The 19,194-nt window shown below is 64.3% G+C and carries 16 protein-coding genes and 1 pseudogene; 9 read left to right on the forward strand and 8 right to left on the reverse strand.

Features of this window, described 5'->3' with window-relative positions:
* Positions 1-872 precede the first annotated feature (872 nt).
* Positions 873-1,223 (reverse strand): annotated as a pseudogene (locus tag DN412_RS45175) (Tn3 family transposase); the annotation flags it as partial.
* A gap of 371 nt (positions 1,224-1,594) precedes the next feature.
* Between DN412_RS45175 and DN412_RS38905 the strand changes: the two are divergent.
* Positions 1,595-2,035, forward strand: a complete 441-nt coding sequence (locus DN412_RS38905; RefSeq protein ID WP_115216402.1) for a hypothetical protein — start codon at positions 1,595-1,597, stop codon at positions 2,033-2,035.
* Complete coding sequence (locus DN412_RS38910) at positions 2,035-3,039, forward strand: CapA family protein (RefSeq protein ID WP_115216403.1); 1,005 nt, start codon at positions 2,035-2,037, stop codon at positions 3,037-3,039. The genes DN412_RS38905 and DN412_RS38910 overlap by 1 nt, the downstream gene beginning before the upstream one ends.
* Before the next feature lie 513 nt (positions 3,040-3,552).
* On the opposite strand, the gene DN412_RS43215 is transcribed toward DN412_RS38910, so the two are convergent.
* Entirely contained in the window at positions 3,553-3,780 is a 228-nt protein-coding gene (locus DN412_RS43215; protein ID WP_133303155.1) for a hypothetical protein, read from the reverse strand.
* A gap of 174 nt (positions 3,781-3,954) precedes the next feature.
* Here DN412_RS43215 and DN412_RS38915 point away from each other — a divergent pair, with 174 nt between their 5' ends.
* The 6 genes from DN412_RS38915 to DN412_RS45180 all read left to right on the forward strand — a co-directional run bounded on the left by DN412_RS38915 (position 3,955) and on the right by DN412_RS45180 (position 8,630).
* Entirely contained in the window at positions 3,955-4,650 is a 696-nt protein-coding gene (locus DN412_RS38915) for a ParA family protein (protein WP_133303156.1), read from the forward strand.
* 138 nt (positions 4,651-4,788) lie between these two features.
* On the forward strand, positions 4,789-5,721 hold the full coding sequence (locus DN412_RS38920; protein ID WP_115216405.1) for an SDR family oxidoreductase: 933 nt from the start codon (positions 4,789-4,791) through the stop codon (positions 5,719-5,721).
* Positions 5,722-5,738: 17 nt separating this feature from the next.
* Positions 5,739-6,182 (forward strand): MaoC family dehydratase N-terminal domain-containing protein, encoded by a 444-nt coding sequence (locus DN412_RS38925; RefSeq protein WP_115216406.1) that lies wholly within the window; start codon positions 5,739-5,741, stop codon positions 6,180-6,182.
* Between the two features lie 10 nt (positions 6,183-6,192).
* The gene (locus DN412_RS38930; RefSeq protein WP_115216407.1) at positions 6,193-6,633 is read left to right on the forward strand and encodes a MaoC family dehydratase; all 441 of its coding nucleotides are present in this window, start codon (positions 6,193-6,195) and stop codon (positions 6,631-6,633) included.
* Between the two features lie 23 nt (positions 6,634-6,656).
* Positions 6,657-8,354 carry an AMP-binding protein gene (locus DN412_RS38935; protein WP_115216408.1) on the forward strand — a complete coding sequence of 566 codons (1,698 nt, stop codon included), beginning with the start codon at positions 6,657-6,659 and terminating at the stop codon, positions 8,352-8,354.
* Between the two features lie 147 nt (positions 8,355-8,501).
* The gene (locus DN412_RS45180) at positions 8,502-8,630 is read left to right on the forward strand and encodes a hypothetical protein (protein WP_425267484.1); all 129 of its coding nucleotides are present in this window, start codon (positions 8,502-8,504) and stop codon (positions 8,628-8,630) included.
* A gap of 127 nt (positions 8,631-8,757) precedes the next feature.
* Here the strand turns inward: DN412_RS45180 and DN412_RS38945 are convergent, their stop codons facing one another.
* The 4 genes from DN412_RS38945 to DN412_RS38960 form a co-directional block, all read right to left on the reverse strand.
* Positions 8,758-9,759: a Bug family tripartite tricarboxylate transporter substrate binding protein gene (locus tag DN412_RS38945; RefSeq protein ID WP_115216409.1), complete on the reverse strand. Its 1,002-nt coding sequence runs from the start codon at positions 9,757-9,759 to the stop codon at positions 8,758-8,760.
* An 84-nt stretch (positions 9,760-9,843) separates the two neighbouring features.
* Entirely contained in the window at positions 9,844-11,031 is a 1,188-nt protein-coding gene (locus tag DN412_RS38950) for a lipid-transfer protein (protein ID WP_115216410.1), read from the reverse strand.
* Between the two features lie 25 nt (positions 11,032-11,056).
* On the reverse strand, positions 11,057-12,196 hold the full coding sequence (locus tag DN412_RS38955) for an acyl-CoA dehydrogenase family protein (RefSeq protein ID WP_115216411.1): 1,140 nt from the start codon (positions 12,194-12,196) through the stop codon (positions 11,057-11,059).
* A gap of 91 nt (positions 12,197-12,287) precedes the next feature.
* A complete protein-coding gene (locus tag DN412_RS38960) occupies positions 12,288-15,059 on the reverse strand; it encodes a winged helix-turn-helix domain-containing protein (RefSeq protein WP_244223037.1) in 2,772 nt (923 codons plus the stop codon).
* A gap of 233 nt (positions 15,060-15,292) precedes the next feature.
* Here DN412_RS38960 and DN412_RS38965 point away from each other — a divergent pair, with 233 nt between their 5' ends.
* Positions 15,293-16,918, forward strand: a complete 1,626-nt coding sequence (locus DN412_RS38965) for an ATP-dependent acyl-CoA ligase (RefSeq protein ID WP_115216412.1) — start codon at positions 15,293-15,295, stop codon at positions 16,916-16,918.
* Between the two features lie 205 nt (positions 16,919-17,123).
* Here the strand turns inward: DN412_RS38965 and DN412_RS38970 are convergent, their stop codons facing one another.
* On the reverse strand, positions 17,124-17,375 hold the full coding sequence (locus DN412_RS38970; RefSeq protein WP_115216413.1) for a hypothetical protein: 252 nt from the start codon (positions 17,373-17,375) through the stop codon (positions 17,124-17,126).
* Entirely contained in the window at positions 17,372-17,653 is a 282-nt protein-coding gene (locus DN412_RS38975; RefSeq protein ID WP_115216414.1) for a hypothetical protein, read from the reverse strand. Before DN412_RS38975 ends, DN412_RS38970 begins: the two co-directional genes overlap by 4 nt.
* Between the last annotated feature and the right edge of the window lie 1,541 nt (positions 17,654-19,194).

Raw genomic sequence — 19,194 nt, forward strand, 5'->3', positions numbered from 1 at the left:
AACCGCATCAGTTTCGCGAACGAAAAGGAATGGCTTGCAAGGAGAGAGTTATCGCGCTATGCATCCCTATGCTGAAATTCAATACTGTAGGGGGTTGACACCCTCGCCCTCATAGAAGGCTCACAAGGAGGCCTGGCGAGCCCGACATTCCCTTGCGCGAACACGCCCGAAGGCTTTCAGAAAAGCGTAGCCTTGGATTGTCACCTGAGGGCGGCTGTGGTTTGGCCCAAGGCGCTCAAGCGTAACCAGCTGATGCGCGAGCAGCGTGTCCATATCCGCGCGGTCCAGCTCCGTTGGGTCAGAACTGCCGCCTACCAACACCAGCGTGGCGAATTCATGATGACTCAGCACAGTCGTCTCCCAAGCTATAGTCTATTTTTGCTACGGGACTTCACTACCGTCCGTGACAGCTGGCCTGGTTTGTACAGACCGTTTCTTCCTCTCGGACGCGAGGTTCTGGCTGGCGGGTGCTTGTTCTCGCACCCGAAGTGTTCATCTTAGCTGCTCGTCGCGTTGTGTTCAATGTGATTAGAAGGCATGTCTGCCGTAATTGCCACTATTTTCTCCGCCGCCAAAACGTGCGCAGCAGCTCAACGCCATATCACGACATGATATGCATACAAGTATGAAAGCATCCATTCGCCGACCGATCGGACGGCTTACATTAGCGCCAACGCCGAGGTCCGCTATCCCCGGTGGGCGAAGCCTGGCATTTCGAAGGTTTTCGACCCCTTGCTCGACTTGAGCAGCGTAGGGAAGCGCGGAGTCAAGATAGGCGCCGTACGTCCGACGAAGAGATTTGAAAGTCCGCTGCTGATTCAACCTTAGATCGGCCCGCAACCTGAGTGCAAGGACTCCTCGTACCCTCGGACTCACGCAGACCGACGCGTCGCCGTCCGGGATCGTTGTAGGAGTGCGTCCGCGTAGCGCTCCACAGGAAAGCGGAAAGTGCCCCGGAAATTGATGTGGCTGAAATGGACCGGGCCCATGCGACGCAGCCAGCCCTCTTCGATGATGGCCTTCCTTACGCATCCGGTCGACCACGCTCTGCATCTGGGCGGAGTTCCACGCCAGAACAATATTGGTCAGCAGCGCAATGCGATCCCGAGATTACTTTCATCTCGTCGCGGCGCCGGCCACGCTCGTGTGAGGCTTTTCCATCGTAAATCGCGCTGACGATGAACAGATTCACCGCGATTCAACAGCGTGTGGATCTCGCCACGCTCGAGCGCCTGGTGGCAAGCAAAGGCGTCGCGAGCGCAGAGACGCAGGGGCGCTACCGCGACCTGGCAGTACGCTGCGCATCGCACGCCTCACGGCAACGCTGTTGGACTCGCGCCTGGCGATTTCCCGCGAAACGGGGATTCGTGAGTCGATGTCCGTTGAGGGCCGGCTCTACGGCAATGGAACCGTCTTGTCGATCTATCGCTTGGGGTCGACATGAGACAATCGGTCACAGGCTGTTCACGGTTACGTGTTGAGCAGCCACGACGGCCGAGATACCTCTCGCAGTCGGGCAGGTCGAAAAATCGCTGAGGTTGAGGTAGCATGTTCTCCTCCGGAGCGTGAGCCCAATGTTAAGGAGCCCCCGCCTATGCGCCAGGTCGAACACCCCACATGCCGCCCGCGGGGCGCTAGCGCTATTGCCTTGATGACGCTCTGGCTGTGCCAGATTGCCGGAGCAAATGCCGGAACACTACTGCTGCGTTGCGAGATTAGCCAAGGAGGCAGAAATCCGCGCATATTCGAATTCAGGCAGACTGCAGATCCTTATTCGGTGAAGTCAGTCGATATAGACGGGCATTTCCGCTTCAAGGCAGCCATGGTGAGAGCCACAGACGTTGCCTATATCAAACTCTACACCTACTATCAGGATTCGGATCAGGTCATCCTGCTGCACGAGGCAAAATATGTCCCGCCTGCGGTTCCTTCCCAATCTGACTCGCGCGGCTCATTCACGGGTGTGAATTATCTTTATTCACCCGTTCTTGGCAGGGAGCTGAAATATAGCTGCATGCTGACGAGGGCGGCATAGTGCGAGGCGACACGTCGAGCTGCGCAATCCGACGATTTCTTGTCGCAGTTCTCCTGTGCTTCGGCGTCGTTGGCGGAGCGACTGCCGGCGCAAAGCTTGACGACCCTACCGTCTCGCTTGCTTTTGTCGGTGACATCATGCTTGACGGGATTCCAGGGGATACCGTCAAGGGCGAGCGCGATCCCTTTGCGCACTTCGCACGGATCCTGGATGCCGCGGATATCCGAATTGGCAATCTCGAGTGTGTCATTGCCTCCGAAGGTCGCGCCGAGCGCAAGCCATTCACGTTTCGCGCAGACCCGCGAACGGTCAATGTACTGAAAGGCCATTTCACCGCACTCTCCCTTGCCAACAACCACACCGGTGATTTTGGCCGGGCCGCCTTTTCCGAGATGCTGAATCTGCTCGAAGTGCAGAAGCTCTCATATTTCGGCGGGGGTCGAAACCTGGCCGAGGCACATGCACCGCTTCTGATCGAGCGTAACGGTCTCAAGATTGCCATCCTTGGCTACAACGAGATCTTCCCGCGAAGTTTTGAAGCCAATCACGACACGCCAGGGCTGGCCTGGAGCGAAGACGAACAGGTGATCACCGACATCCAGAATGCAAGAAAAGTCCACCATGCGGACCTGGTCATACCCTTCATGCACTGGGGACTGGAGCACGAGCCTCATGCGAGTGCACGTCAGCGCCGGCTTGCGCGCACGATGATCGACGCCGGTGCCAATGCAGTCATTGGAGGGCATCCGCATGTTACCCAGGACATTGAGCAATACAAGGGGAGCCCAATTTTCTATAGCTTGGGCAACTTCGTCTTTGATGGCTTCAAAGACGAAGACAACATTACAGGGTGGCTGATCCGGTTGGAAATGGACCGAAAGGGGGTACATCGCTGGCAACTCTATGTGGCTCATATTGATCACCAGGGTATCCCTCACCCTGCATCGCCAAAGGCTCGTTCATGCTGGCAAAGAGGGCAGCGTGTAGGCGCGATATGTGGGTAGGCCGACCTGTTGCACGATAGTGGAACCTATGTATCATGTGCCGTTCGCTCACGCCGCGGTAGGCCGCCGTACCAAGAAGTCAACGCGTCCGCCATTTGAATTCGAATCTGATAGCCGCGAAGATCTGCATCGGACCTATGGCCAAAGCACTTTCTCTGGCTTTACCGATCGTCCGAGAGGGAGCCGCCGACTGGCTGCCTGATGGCCGATGGGCGCGCTTGCCGGCCACTTTGAGCCATTCGACGCGGCCACGTCGGATGACCGGGTTGGCCGATAAGCGGTCCTTCGCTCCAGACGGAAAGAGGGCCGTAGCCGGCCAGGAACGGACGGTCAGAATTGCTCGCAAATGGAAACGAGCCTTGCGCTACGGAGCCAGAGACCTCAGCGGATGCCCAGCCGGGAGTTCGGATAGCGGTACGTCGGCCACTTGGCGAAGCGGGATTGCCAACGCACGATCCACAAGCTCTTCATACGTCATTGGATGAAGAGACTTGACAACCAGTCACCTAGCCTTCACAGGATCGGGACATCCAGCGCAGAGTGCGAGAAGTACATCGTCGGGAAAGAGCCGGGTAGCTGGATTTGCAAGAAGGCTGCATATTTGAGCTTGAGGCATTCCAGCGCACGTGCCGTGGATCGGCGTTGACAATCTGACTCATCGACCGTCGACGCCAACGGCACGCCGATCGCTGGTGGTGCCTGCTTCGTGAACGTCCCGGATGCGCTGGCGCCGGTGTACACACACGTCTGGCTCCATCATTCTGCCCGCCTTCGGATCCGCTTCGAACGTCGTCGGCCATCAGGCCCCGTGGCAAGGATGGCGGCTTCTCCGCCAACTCTGTACGCGTGCGTCCGCGCCCTGAGACCCGAATTTGCCGACATTTGATCTTTTGGTGGCCATAAGAACTAATTGCGGTGGAGCAAAGAATTCGCCCCACGTTGGGTGCGTCGGGTCAACTTTTCAGCCGCCGATCGGTACGCTGTGGGATCGACCAGGCCCCAACAGGCCTGACCTGCGTCATCGAGACCGGCTCGATCACGCAAGATTGCATCTCCCACACCGACGTCGACGGTCTGGACATCATCCTCAGCGATGACCCCGAAGGCATGCTCCAGCACAAGCTGCCCACCCGGGCCGACGGCATGTTCCGCCTAGCGCGGGCTCTGGCCAAGCCGATCATGTCGGACGACAACTATGACGTCGTCATCATCGACACCCAGGGCGCGGCCGGGCACCTCCAGAACAACGCCGCACTGGCCGCCAGCCAGATCCCGCTGCCGGTCGTCCCCGAGACGCTCGCCGCCCGGGAGCTGACCAGCGGCACACTGGAGCTGCTCGAGCGCCTTGATCTTGGTTGGCTCAGCCTCTACCACTGCGGCACTGGCTCCCATGCCCTCCGCGCCGACCGTCATTCACATGCCAGTCCTCAAGCACGTCCGCGGAATGTTCTCCGCTCCCGCGGGGATGGGACCAGGGATCGGCTTGTTCGAGTCCATGCTGCGATTCCACTCCGTAGCAAGGAAAAAACACGCAGCAGGTTAGTGCGGTCAGGAAAGGGCAGCGCCCCCCCCGCGGAGATGGTCGCGAGGGAGCATTCGAGGGGAGCCTAACCCCGGCAAGCGGCACGCCCGGTTGCCCACTGCCCTATCCGGCTAGTGGCAACCGAGCCCCCTCCCGAAATAATCGAACCGTCCGTCCCGATTCGACTGGACCGCTTTTATCCAACACCTGTTTCGAAAGGAGTATCGATGCAACAACTCTGCAAGGACCGTGTGGTCGTCATCACTGGCGCCGGCCGTGGCCTCGGCCGCGAATATGCCCTGGAATTCGCTCGCCACGGTGCGAAAGTGGTCGTCAACGACCTCGGCGCATCACCGGACGGCAGTGAGATTGCCGCGGGACCCGCGCAGCAGGTCGTCGAAGAGATCCGCGCCATGGGTGGCACGGCCGTGGCCAATAACGACGACGTGGCCGACTGGGACGGCGCGAAGTGCATGATCCAGACGGCCATCGAGAACTTCGGCAGCATTGACGTGCTGGTCAACAATGCCGCCATCATCCGTGACCGCATGCTGGTCAATATGGAGGTGGAGGACTGGGACGCCGTGATCCGGGTGCACCTGCGCGGCACCTTCGCGCCGATGCGCCACGCCGCCGCTTGGTGGCGCGACGAATCCAAGGCCGGCCGTCAGCGCGCGGCCCGCGTGATCAACACCTCGTCCTCGGCCGGCCTGTTCGGCAACGTAGGCCAGACCTGCTACGGCGCCGCGAAGGCGGGCATCGCCTGCATGTCGAACGTCGCGGCGACGGAACTGGGCCGCTATGGCGTCACCGTCAACACGATCTACCCGAGCGGCACGACCCGCCACACCGAGCACCTGATCAAGAGCGGCCGGCTTAACCCCGTCGTCAATGCCGTGACTGGCTTCGAGGCCCTCGACCCGGCCAACGTGGCGCCGCTGGTGGTCTGGCTCGGCAGCACCGAATCCGGAGACGTCACCGGCCGCGTGTTCGGCAGCCGTGGTGGCCGCATCACGGTCGCCGAAGGCTGGCACGCGGGTCCGCACATCGAGAAGCCTGGCCGCTGGGAGGTGGCCGAACTGGGCGCGCTGGTGCCGGACCTCGTGCGTCGCGCCGCGCCGAACGCCACGCTCGATGGCGTCATCCCCGCCGCCGCCTGACTGACCGGAGACATGTCATGCTCGACAAGAACCTGATCGGCCACAGCTTCGGGCAGCGCAGCATCAAGGTGGAGGAATGGGCCGTGCGCTGGTACGCGCGGGCCATCGGCGAGACCGACCCGTCCTACCACGACCTCGCCGCCGCCCGTGCGGCGGGGCTCCCCTCGCTGCGCGTCCCGCCGACCTTCCTCTCCTGCATGGAAGGCTGGCTGTTCAATACCTTCGACCTGCTTGCACTGGCCCGCGTGGAGCCCTCGCGTGTGCTGCACGCCGAGCAGCAATACGACTTTCACGCACCCGTCCACGCAGGCGATACCCTGACCTACGAACCCCGCATCGTCGATGTCTACGACAAGAAGGGCGGCACCCTCGAATTCCTTGTCAAGGGCACCCGCATCATCAACCAGGACGGCGCGCACGTGGCCGATGCGCGCTCCGTGCTCGTCCAGCGCCAGATCTGACGGAGACCTCATGACGACCACGACGAACCTCGCCCATCACGCAACGCTGGCCGAACTGCAGCCGGGCGACGACATCCCCGAACTGCGGGTCTCCCCCATCAGCCGGCGCACTCTCGCCATCTATGCCGGCGCTTCCGGCGACCACCACCCGCTACATATCGATTCCGACTATGCGCGCGAGGCGGGCCTTGGCGACGTGTTTGCCCACGGCATGCTGTCCGCCGCCTATCTGGGCCGCCTGGTGACAAACTGGGCGGGACAGGATCGCCTGCGCTCCCTGAAGATGCGCTTCACTGGCATCACGCACCTGCGTGACGCGCCCCATTGCACGGGCCGGGTCAGCGAGCGCTTCGAGGAGAACGGCGAAGCGCGGCTGCGGGTCGAGATGGTCTGCGCAAACCAGAACGGCGAACAGAAGATTGTCGGCGAGGCGATCGTCGCCATCGCCTGATCTCAACCACTACACACCCGCCTATGCCCCGACTGACCCGACATTTTGCGCACTGGCCCCCCGGGGTCCCGCGCACGCTGGATGTAGCAGACTGCAATCTGTTCTCCCATCTCGAAGATTCGGCGGCGCGGCTGCCGGAAAAGCCAGCCGCCGTCTTCTACGGCAAGCCGACCACGTTCCGCGAGATGCACGCGGCTGCGGTGGCACTGGCGGGCTACCTGCAGCAACGCCTTGGCGTGCGGCGCGGTGACCGCGTGCTGTTGCTGATGCAGACCTGTCCGCAGTTCTATGCCGCGTTCTACGCCGTGATGCGTTGCGACGCGGTAGTGGTGGCGCTGAACCCGATGAGCACGCCGGACGAGATCGCCTACTTCGCCGCCGACTCGGGCGCCCGCGTGCTGGTCGCCACACAGGACGTGGCTGGCCGCGCGGAAACGCTGATGGGCGACGGGACGCTGGACGCCTGCGTCGTCGGCGCGCTGTCGGACTTCGCGGCCCCGCCGGAGGCGTCCCCCTGGCTTGAACTTCCCGCCATCGTGCGCGAGCCGCGACGGGCCATGTCGCATCCCCGCTGCCACGACATGGCCGCCGCGCTGGCTGCCGGCGCTCAGCCGGCGCCGACGCAGGCGAAGGGGGAGGACCTCGCCGTGATCGGGTACACCTCCGGCACCACCGGCAAGCCAAAGGGCGCGATGTTGTCCCACCGAAACTTCTGCTATACGCTCGCACACCGCGCGCACTGGCAGGACGACAGGGAGGACGAGGACGAACTGTTGGCCCTTCCGGCCAGCCACCTCGCCGGTATGCGGGTGATGCTACAGGCCGGCCGGATCGGCCGCACGCTGGTGATGCTCGCCAGATGGGATGCGAAGGCTGCCGTCGAGTTGATCCATCGCCTGCGCATCCGCTCCTGGCCGGCCGTGCCGACGATGCTGTCGGAAGTCTTCGGCGCCGCGGACGACGCAGCGCACGCGCTCTCTTCCCTGATGCGACTGTACGGCGGCGCAGCGGCCATGCCGGACGCCCTCGCCCGTGAAATCCAGGAGCGGCTCGGTCTCGTCTTCCTGGAAAGCTATGGCATGACCGAGTTCTGCGGTCTCGCGCTCAGCAATCCGCCACAGGCTGCGCGACGGCAGTGCGCCGGCGTGCCGGTGATCAACTGCGATGTGCGCGTAATCGATCCCGTGACGCTCGAAGAACTCGGGCCGGACCAGCCGGGCGAGATCGTCATGCATGGCCCCACGCTGTTCGCGGGCTACCTGAACAAGCCCGAGGCAACGGCCGAGACGCTTATCGAGATCGACGGCAAGCGCTTCCTGCGCAGCGGCGACCTGGGATATGAAGACGACGACGGTTATTTCTACGTGACCGACCGCCTCAAGCGGATGATCAACAGTTCCGGCCTGAAGGTGTGGCCAGCAGAGATCGAATCGGCACTCTACGGTCATCCCGCCGTGCAGGAAGCGTGCGTGATCTCGGTGCGCGATCCGCACCGGGGCGAGACGGCCAAGGCGTTGATCGTGCTGCGTCCGGCGGCGCGCGGGACTGTGAAAGCCGACGACCTGATCGCATGGGCCCGCGAGCAGATTGCCGCGTACAAGGTGCCCCGGATCGTGGAAATCGTCGAGGCACTGCCCAAGACGGCGACCGGGAAGATCCTGTGGCGGGTGTTGCAGGAGGAGCAGGACAGAGAGGAGCGGAAGGCGTTGTCCACTTCCTGAGATCGGTCCGCCCGTCAATGACCTTCCCCGCACTACGACGCCCCCGCCCGCACCGGATTGTCGTCCGCGGGCGGCCGGGCCGTGCCGGTAACTCACCGCTCATGGCCGGCGTCTCCGGAGCATGTCCGCGCAGCGCTGGCCGCCTCCGTGCCGTTTCCGAAGCGCCTCGGCAATCCCGACGAGTTTGCCGCCATGGCCGAAATGATGGTGACGACCGCCTACTTCAACGGCGAAAGCATCCGCCTGGACGGCGGGATCCGCATGGCGCCGCGCTGATGGCGGCAGGGGAACGGCGGGCGTTGGCCGGCCGCCTCCCGGGAATCAGGCCCCCGCTCTTGCGGGGAAACCCGCGCGACCGACCAGCGGTCTCCGGCCCCCAATGCCTCGGAGACCGGCCACCCGCTTAGCGCTGCGTCGCCTGCAACTGCTGGGCAAACGGCCGATAGTGCGTGATTTCCGATTCGACCAGCGCTCCGACCTCTTTCCCCGATGCGGCAAACACGTCGGCCCCCATGTTCTCCGTCAGGAACCTGATGTACTCCGGCCGCTTCATCGCCTTGGTCACGGCAGCTTCGAGTGACTGCGCGACATTCTCCGGTGTCTTCGCGGCCACGCCGATGGCGGTCCATCCGGACATCTCGAACTGCTTCAGTCCGGCTTCGGCAACCGTCGGCACGGCGGGTAGCGCGCGGCTTCGTGCCTTGCTGGCCACCGCCAGCGGGCGCAGCTTGCCGGAAGCGATCAGCGGCATCGCCCCGCCGACATCGACCAGCGCCACATCCACCGCCCCGCCGACCACGTCGGCCTGCAGCGGTGCGGCGGTCTTGTAGGTCACCTGGTTGAACGTCACCTGCGCTATCTGCTGCATGCGCAGTGCCCCGAGCCGGTAGTAGGCACTGTAGCTGCCCATGCTGACCGCCCCCGGCGCCTGCTTCGCCTCGGCCAGCACGTCGGCCAACGTGCGAAAGCGGGACTCGCCCCCGGTCACGAGCAGGGCCCCGACGCGCATCATGCCGGCCACCGGGCGCAGGTCGCGCAGCGGCTCATAGGACAGTGAGGCGTTGATCAGCGGGTTGATGATCATCGAACTCGGCGAGATCATCAGGATGCTGTACCCGTCCGCCGGTGCGGACAGCAGCGCCTGCACCGCTACAAGGGAGTCCGCGCCGGGCCTGTTCTCCACGACGACGGGTTGCCCCAGTTCTTCTCCGGCAAACCTGGCAAGGAGCCGCGCGCTGGAGTCGGAACTGCTGCCCGGACCAAGCGGCACGAGGAAGCGTATCGGCCGTGAAGGCCAGGTCTCGGCATGGGCCGCGCCAACGCCGGGAATCCAGCCGTTAGCCCAGCCTGGTAGCGAGACGGCCAGCGCGAGCGCCAGCAGGCGAATGCGGGAACGACGTGTCATGGGTGTCTCCTCCTGTATTGGAACTGTTGTATCGCCGGGACGTCTCGTGTCACGATGGCTGATCCCGGCTTGCCGGGGGACCGGTCAGTGCTTGCCGTACAGCGTCACCACGCAGGCCCCGCCCAGCCCCAGGTTGTGCGCCAGCGCCAGCCGCGCGCCTTCCACCTGTCGCTTGTCGGCGTTGCCACGGAGCTGGTTGGTCAGCTCGTAGCATTGCGCGAGGCCCGTCGCGCCCAGCGGATGGCCCTTGGACAGGAGCCCGCCCGATGGGTTGGTCACGACCTTGCCGCCATAGGTGTTGTCGCCGTCCTGCACAAATTTCTCGGCCCCGCCCTCCGGACAGAAGCCGAGCGACTCATACAGGATGACCTCGTTCTGCGCGAAGCAGTCATGCAGCTCGCAGACGTCGATGTCATCGGGGCCGACGCCGGCCCTCTCCCAGACCTGCCTGACGGCCGCGCGCGTCATGTGCGAGCCGACCCAGCTCAGCATCGACGGCGGATTGAATGCCTCCGGCGGATCGGTAGTGAGCGCCTGCGCCAGGACCTGCACGTCGGTGCGCAGGCCGTGCCGGCGGGCGAATTTCTCCGACACGATCACCGCCGCAGCCGCCCCGCACGTCGGCGGGCAGGCCATCCATCGCGTCATCACGCCCGGAACGATCACGGTGTCGGCCATGATTTCCTCCACCGACAAGGGCCGGCGGAAAATTGCCAGTGGATTGTTGACGGCATGCCGGCTCGCCTTCGCGCGCACGCGGGCGAAGGTCTCCATCCGCGTGCCGTATTTCTCCATGTGCTCACGCCCCGCGCCGCCGAAGGTGCGCAGCGACTGGCCGAGGTGCTCGAGACCTGACGTCAGCGAATGCAATACCGGCATGAAACGCACGCGCGGCGGCGGGCGGTCGTCCCAGTGCATCTTCAGCGCACCTGGCTGCATCTGCTCGAAGCCGACCGCCAGCGCGCAATCCACCTCGCCCGACATGACCGCCTTGCGCGCCAGATACAGCGCCGTCGAGCCCGTCGAGCAGTTGTTGTTCACATTGACCACCGGGATGCCCGTCATGCCGACCTCGTAGAGCGTGGTCTGGCCGCATGTGGAGTCGCCGTAGACGTAGCCGGCATAGGCTTCCTGAATCTGGTCGTAACCAATACCGGCATCGGCCAGCGCCGCGCGCACGGCGGCTGCGCCCATCTCGAAATATGGCTTGCTCGTGCCCGGCTTGACGAAGGGTGTCATGCCCACGCCTGCGACGAATGTTTTTTCGCTCATGATGTTCCGTGTGAGGAGTGATGGATTACAGCTTGCGCGCGATCAGGTCGCGCATGACTTCGCTTGCGCCGCCCGCAATTCGCGAGACCCGATAGTCGGTGAACGCGCGCCCGATCGCGTAGTCGCGCATATAGCCGTAGCCGCCATGCATCTGCACCATGTCGTCGATGCACTTCCCCATGGTCTCGGTGGCGAACAGCTTCGCAATGGCGGCTTCCTGCACGGTCAGGCGGCGCTTCATGTGCTCGCCGATGTAGTAGTCGACCATCGTGCGGACGGCGACGGATTGCGCCTTGATGTCGGCGAGCTTGAACTTGGTGTTCTGGAAATCCCACACCGTGCCACCGAACGCCTTGCGGTCCTTGACGTAGTCCACCGTGACCTGTAGCAGCCGCTCGATGGCGATGGCCGAGTACAGCGCGATCAGGAGGCGCTCCTGCGGCAATTCCTGCATCAGGTATGAGAAGCCCATGTTCTCCTCGCCGAGCAGGTTTTCCACCGGCACGCGGACGTTGTCGAAGAACAGTTCGGCGGTGTCGGCGCCGGGCTGGCCGATCTTTTCCAGCTTGCGGCCACGCCGGAAGCCTGGGCGGTCGGCTTCGACCATTATCAGGCTCACCCCCTTCGCGCCGGCGGACTGGTCTGTCTTGGTGACCAGCATGACCATGTCGCAGTTCAGCCCGTTGCTGATAAAGGTCTTGCTGCCGTTGATGACGTACTCGTCGCCGTCGCGCACGGCGGTCGTACGGCAGGCCTTCACGTCGGAGCCGCAGCCGGGCTCGGTGATGCCGACCGCCATGATCGTCTCTCCCGCGCAGATCGACGGCAGCCAGCGGCGCTTCTGCGCCTCGGTGCCGAGCCGGGCGATGTACGGCGCGATGATGTCGGAATGGATCGAGAACCCCGCGCCGGAGATGCCGGCGCGGTGCATCTCCTCCATGACGATGGCCGAGTGGCCGAAGTCGCCACCGCCGCCACCATATTCGGCGGGCACCGAGACGCACAGCAGACCCTCGCGGCCTGCCTTCAGCCAGGTCTCGCGGTCGGTCCGGCCGGCCTGGTCCCACTCGGCCTGGCGCGGCGCGCACTCACGTTCGAAGAATCGCCGCGCGGTGGGGCGAAGCATTTCATGGTCTTCACGAAAGACGTTGCGGATGACGTCCACTGGCAGGCTCCTTGTCGATGTGTCGGACTCTCCGGCGCACAGCGCCCATGCGAGGCCGTGCCGGATAACACATCTTGGTCCCCCGGGACGCTCAGTTCACTAGCCGGATTGGCGAGGTCGGCTGCCCGGACAACGCCAGATCGCGCATGCGGGCCACCGCTTCGTCGCGCTCCGAGACTCCGAGCTTTCCGTAGATCTTGCGCAGGTGCCACTTGACTGTGTGCGTCGTGAGGCCGAGCACGCGGGCGATCTTCTTGTTCGGCATGGCCTGGGCAACGAGTTCCAGCACTTGCCGCTCGCGTGCATTGAGCAGGTCGGCTCTGTCTTCCTCGCAGGCTGGGCGCAACGGAGGTGCCTCCCTCATGCGCGCGTCGAGCAGACGCCGGATATAGAACGCCAGCACCGGGTCCGGCGCGCCGTCGTCGAGCAGGTCTTCCAGCAACGTCGCGACGCCCGCTGACGCGTCTAGCAGGCTGCGGGCCAGTCCGAGCCGGTGGCCCAGGCGCAGGCCCTTGAATGCCTGCCGTCGCGCTGCCTTGCGGTCGCCGCGCCCGGCTTCGGCCACTGCAAGCATCATGTGCAGCGTTGCCACGCCGGCCCAGCGGCCGACCGAGGCCGTGAGCGCCAACAGCGGCAGGCAACGCGACACGGCGCCATCGAAGTCCTGCCAGTGAAGGCAGGCTTCGACCCGCGCCTGTTCGCAGACCCGGCGGATCTCGGCAGGGGCGCCCTGCCGCGCACTGGCGTGGAGGGTGCCCAACGCCACCAGCCGTTCCAGCACGGCCATCGCCTGCGTCGTCTCGCCCCGCGCATGGTGGACGCGCAGGCGCAGCGCCAACGCATGAGCCTGCGCGCGTTCCTGCCCGTTGCGAGTGGCGTAGGCTTCCAGCCGCGCGAGGCAGGCCAGCGCCTCGGTGCGGCGGCCGAGCGTCCAGTGGGCCTGGAACAGCGCGACCAGGGCGCGCAACGCGGCGTCGGGGCCCGAGATACGCTCCAGCACATCGAGGCGCGGCTCCAGCAACTGGCAGACGGCTTCGCGCTCGTTGGCTTCGTACAGCGTCTCGCCGAGCAGGCCGTCCGCCAGCCCCGCAGCGTCCACCGAGGCCGCGCCCTGCAGCGCGCATGCTCGCTGCACTTCGCGCAGCAGGTGCTCGGCGCGGATCATGTGGCCTTCCAGCGTCAGGCTCATTCCTTCCAGGGCAAGGCTGACCAGGCGGCGCGCCGAGGTGACGTTGTGCGGGGCGGCTTCGCGCAGGATCGCGCGCGCGCGCTCGAAGTGGCCGTCGTACATGTGCGACCAGGCCAGCAGGTGAGCGCGGCCCGCAAAGGCAAATCCCTGCGCGTCGTGCGGAATGACTTCGACGTCGGGCCGCATCGCGCGCACGGTCTCGGTGTCGTCGCGCTGCATGGCGGACGCGCCCCGCAGCAGGCAGACGGCGAAGCGTTCGCGCGCCGGCATGGTGTCCTGTTCCGCCTCCAGGCTCGCCAGCGCCACTTGCAGCGCGTCGAGGTCGCGCGCGTACATGCACAGGTAGGCGGTCACCATGCGCAACTGGATGCGCGGCTGCACTTCCTCTTCCGGCAACTGGCGCATGATGCCGGCAAGCTGGACCAGTTCGCCCTGTCCCATCAGGTCGATGGCGCAGCCTTCCAATACTTCCGCAGCGGCGTGCGCCTCCCCTGCTTGCACCGCATGGCGCACCGCCTCGTCGAGGTGGCCGCGCAGCTCGAACCAGCGCCACGCCGCCTTGTGCAGCGCCTGCCGCATCCCCGCGTCGTGATGGCCGGGCCTCCCCAGCAGCACCTCGCGCAGCAGGGGATGAAGCCTGTACCACGCCTCCTGGTTGGCGCCGCTGATCTGGCTGATGAAGAGGCTATCGCTGTCGAGCCGCGCAAGCCGCGAGGTCATGCTCGCTACGGCGTGCGGCTGCTGCATCAGCGTGGCGCACAGCGAGGCGCAGAAGCGGTTGCAGATGGCAGCGCGGCTGAGCAGGTCGAGATCGTCCGGCGCGAGGTTGACCAGGACTTCGCGCTCGAAGTAGCTGGCGAAGGCGGTCGCGTCGCGCACCTGGACGCGCGGATAGCGCGTGCCACTGCGGGTCTTCAGGTCGACCGCAAAAAGCTGCAGGCCGGCCACCCAGCCGTCGGTCAACTGGTGGAGCATCTCCGCATCGCTGCGGTCGATGCGACCGAGGTGATCGCGCAGGAAGCGCTCGGATTCCTCGGGAGAGAAGCGCAGGTCCTTGAGGTCGAACTCGCTCACCTGGCCCTGCGCCCGCAGCCGCGCAAGGGACAGCGGGAGCACGCTGCGGCTGGCGAAGACGAGGTGAAGGTTGGGCGGCGCGTAGTCGACCAGCCATTGCAGCACCTGGTGGCTGCGCGGTTCCTCGAGGCAGTGCGCGTCGTCGATCATCAGCACGAAGTCGCGCGCGCGGCCCGCGATGGCGTGTACCACCGTGATGACGCAGCGCTCCAACACCGCCTTGCTGTGGTCGCGACCGACCAGCAGGGCCGCCTCGCGCACCACGGTGGCGTCGACCATCGCGAACGAGGCCAGCAAGGCGCCGAAGAAGCGAGTCAGCTCATTGTCCTCGGCGGCGACGGTCAGCCACGCCACGTCGAAGTCCAGCGTAAGCAGCCTTTGGCGCCACGCGACGAGCGTGGAGGTCTTGCCGCTGCCGGCCGGACCCTGCACGATCACGCAACGCTGGCGTCGCACGGCCAGCAGGCGTTCCTGCAAGGCATCACGCGGGACCAACCGGCGCGCAGGGCGCGGGGGAACCAGCTTGGTGCTGGGCACGGCCTCGATGGCGCGGCCGATGGACTGCGCCGGCACTGCGGCGGATACATCGCTATGGGACACGGAATCCTGACTCGATGCGCTGCGCGTGGCAGAGGGACCTTTCATCATCGTCCGCCGCCGCCCCGCTGCTCGCCCCCTGTCGTGGGGGGGGAATCTCTCGTTTCAATCCAAACGGAGCGTTTGAAGGCTCGGCGAATGTTGTCCCCCATCACCCGTCACTAGCCGATCCGGCTAGTCGCAAACGCCTTCTCCGCCGCGACAATCGTGCGTCAGACAAACAGCGGAGGAAGCGTATGCAGGCGACTATCGACATCGGCACGGTGTTCGGAGAGATCCGGGACTGGACAATGTCGGCAATCCTTGCACGGCGGGCAGCGCTGTCCGCCGACCAGCTATTCCTGCGGGACATGCCCGATGGTCGCAGCTATACATACAGCGAACTGGAGCGCGAAACCAATGGCCTCGCGCATGCATTCCGCGACATGGGGATCGGGTACCGCGACCACGTCGCAGTGATGTTCGAGAACTGCCCGGAACAGGTCCTCAGCTACTTCTCACTCGGCAAGGCCGGGGCCGTCTCGGTGCCCATCAACACCGCCGCGAAGGGTCAACTGCTGCGCTACTACCTCGACCATGCCGACTGCTCATCGGTGGTCGTATCCGAGGCGCTGGTAGAGGAAGTCGTGCAAGTGGCAGGCGATCTGCCCGGGCTCAGCCGTCTCATCATCCTCGGCGACACGCAGCCCACCCGCGCGCGTCTTGCAGGAACAGGGATCGACGTCCAGGCATTCCCGCGCGATTGCGCCTCCGACGCCCCCTTCGACAGCCCCGCCCGGTTCAACGACCTCGCCTACCTGCTATACACCTCGGGGACGACTGGCCCGTCTAAAGCGATCATGCTCACCCATGCCTGCACGCATTTCTGGGGCGAACAGACCATACGGTTCCGGCATGTGCAGGCGGGCGACGTCGAATATGTCTACCTGCCGCTCTTTCACGCCAATGCCCTGCTGATAGGCGTGACGACCGCGCTGATGGCCGGTACGACCGTCGCGCTCGCGCGCCGCTTCTCCGCCGGCCGATTCTGGAGCGATGTGCGCGCCGCGGGCGTCACGCGGTTCAGCTCGATCGGCGCCGTCGCCAATTTCCTGTATGCGCAGCCTCCTGGCCCCGGCGACCGCGACCACCAGGTCCGCGTCTGTACCCTGGCGCCGGTGCCTGCATTCGTCCACGGCTTCGAAGCGCGGTTCGGACTCCGGGTACTGAGCGGCTACGCGCTGAGCGACTACTGCGCCGCGACCTGGAGGCCGCTGGACACCCCATCGGAAAAGTATTTCAGCGCCGGCCTGCCGCGCGACACCGTGAGCGTGCGCGTGGTGGACGATGACGACTTCGACGTGCCCGCGGGCTCGCCGGGCGAGATCCTGCTGCGCGTCGAGCAGCCCTGGGCGACTCCGCTGGGCTACTACAAGATGCCGGAAGCGACGGTCGCCGCCCACCTGAATGGCTGGTTCCATACCGGCGACCGGGGCTATTTCGACGCGGATGGCTATCTCTACTTCACGGATCGCAAGAAGGACGCCATCCGTCGGCGGGGCGAGAACATTTCCGCCTACGAGGTCGAGACGATCATGCAGACTCACCCGGCGATCCGGCAGGTAGCGGTCTATCCCGTGCGCTCCGAGTTCACGGAGGACGAAGTCGCCGCCACGGTGATCCTGCACGAGGGCCAGACGCTGTCTTGCGAAGCGCTGATCGGATACTGCAGCGCCAACATGAGCAAGTTCATGGTCCCCCGCTTCGTGGAGTTCGTCGACGAACTGCCGCTGACCCTGACCAACAAGGTGGAGAAGTACAAGCTGCGCCAGCGTGCGGAGGCAGATCTCACGCGCTTGTGGGACCGCGACGGCCACCGCTGATGAACGGGCGTCTTGCACCCCTTGTTTCGAGGGGCGTGCTGACGCCGGGTCGGGCCTATCCTCGTCTCGTCCGCGCGTGCCCGGGAAGGCCCGTGGCGCGCCATGCGCCAAAACGCCTCATTTGGGGTCGAGGCGGCGCTACTGGTGCACATGCCTACTCCTCCTTTTTTGCCGTCCAGTGTACTTGGTAGAGTCTGACGAGAGCCTATCGAAGCGTGAACCGGACAGTTCTTTCATCCAGCGCAACCCACTGCCCCACTGCAAGCCGTAGCAACTCGCCGTTATTCCAGTAGGAGACGTGGTCGGGTCGCCATGTCAGCGCGTGTAGGTGTCGCGCGTGGACACCGGCGATGATCAGAAAATTGGTTGTGGCGGCAACCGCCTCGCAAGAAAGCCGCAGATCTTCGCGGTCCTCGCCGAAGAAGTGGGCTTCCAGGAAGATGGTGGTTGGCGTCATGGTTGCCAGATGGCTTCCGCCCAATAGGCTGCCCAGTAGAGATGCGAGTGCTTGTGGTGGCGGACCTTGTTGACGCGCGCGTAGAAGCGGGCCTGGCCGAATCCCTCTACCTCTGTCACGACCTCCTGTTGCTGGCCTTCCGACGTGGGCTCGGGTAGCAGACGCATGGCATCCGAGACGTAATCACCGCGGATCTGGACCAGTATCCCATTGCCTTCGTCAGCGTTCGGGGCTTCCGAAGGCCCGTGACAGCGGGCGGCATTCTCGCTGTTTCCCATGGTCAGCCTCGCACGGGGACGATGCGGACACCGTCGCGGGCGACTTCTATCTGCGGTGTGTGACCATATGACCGTAGCCGGCGCACATCATCGCGTGCCGAGGGCGGGATGTCCTGCTGGCAGCCAAGCGCACTATTGCTGATGCAGAAGGTCCCGCACCTTGGGCATGTATAGCGATAGCCACGTAGCGCGGCGCGTATGCGCTCTGCGGCGGCTGAACAAATCGGGCAGTTGACGGGTTCCGGGAGCATGAGGCGCCTCATTAAAGTGCTGTACGTATATACAGTATATGGCGCTTGCGACGACACCTTGAAAGCCCGAGCTAACTGTATGGATATACAGTATGCGAGCACTAGCCTCGCATTCTTGTACAGTGCCAGCGAAATCGTGTAGGAAACCGGAATTTGCTGGACTACGAGCGCTATTGCTGGACTGGAAATCCGGAATTAGCTGGACTACCGTGCAATCCCTGCCGACGCTACGCTGTGCCCGGACCTGTAGGTCGCTTCAGCCGCAACCCTGACTTAATAGAGCGGGGGAGTTCAAGAAATTCGGGAGGCGGCCGTCAATACAGGGATCCATTCCCTGTCTGCGCCATGCGTTACGTTCCGATCCCAGCCCAGCCCAGCACCTCACTGTCCTCGTTCGCGACCGCGATACCTGGCGAGCTAGGGCGGAACGTGCCAATGGCTTGCCTCACGTCCTTCCTTCTATCAAATTTGGTCGAAACACCATGGCCCAGCACGTGTTTGACGCCCCTTTTGGCCGACGACGCGTCGGTTGTCCCAACGAACTCGATGACTGCCGTGTGCCCAACATCCGCCGTTGGGCCAACGAGCCCCCAACGGCAAAGGGTCGGGAAGCGCCGACCGGCGCCCTCCCCTCCGGTGACGCATGGCCACTTTCGGTCATCCGATCATTGGCCGTCGCACTGCCGAGTCGGCCGAAAGGCGGAGGTCGCATCCAATCCCTGAAGTGGCTGCTTCCGCCGCCACTCCGGCCATTTGGAGACTTGGCCGGTCCACGACGAGGAGCAACCGGGTACGGAGCTTAGAAGCGAAAAACTACACTCAGCATGGGTCCCTTAAGGGTGAGCCTCTGCACCAACTGGCTACCATCCAGTTGGTAGGTTAGGTAGCGATAGGACAATTGCACATCCCCCCACCTTGCCGCGTACGCCGCCCCCCCCGGACGCTTGAACCGTGTATCTGGAAGAACCGGTGCCGAAGTCAACGTAATAAGGCACGTACCACTTGCCACTGCTACTGAGATTGATGCGCCCGCGCATACCGACTATGCCGTCCACGATATTCGCCGTCTGCAATACGCTCCCTTGTCTTGCCAACGTCGCACCTTGTTGAGCAAACGTTGCGGATAATGTCCAGTTCGCGTTGGCGCTCAGGTTCAGGTATCGGAGCCTAAAGTGGACCCACGATTTGAGACAGTGATCAGGCGGTGGTTTAAGCTGTCGTCCTTGACGGGATGATGGCGAATGAGTGAAGGCAAGAAGCGCAAGGTACACACGGCGGAATTCAAGGCCA

This window comes from Cupriavidus lacunae (assembly GCF_003353055.1).
GTDB classification, from domain to species: Bacteria; Pseudomonadota; Gammaproteobacteria; order Burkholderiales; family Burkholderiaceae; genus Cupriavidus; species Cupriavidus lacunae.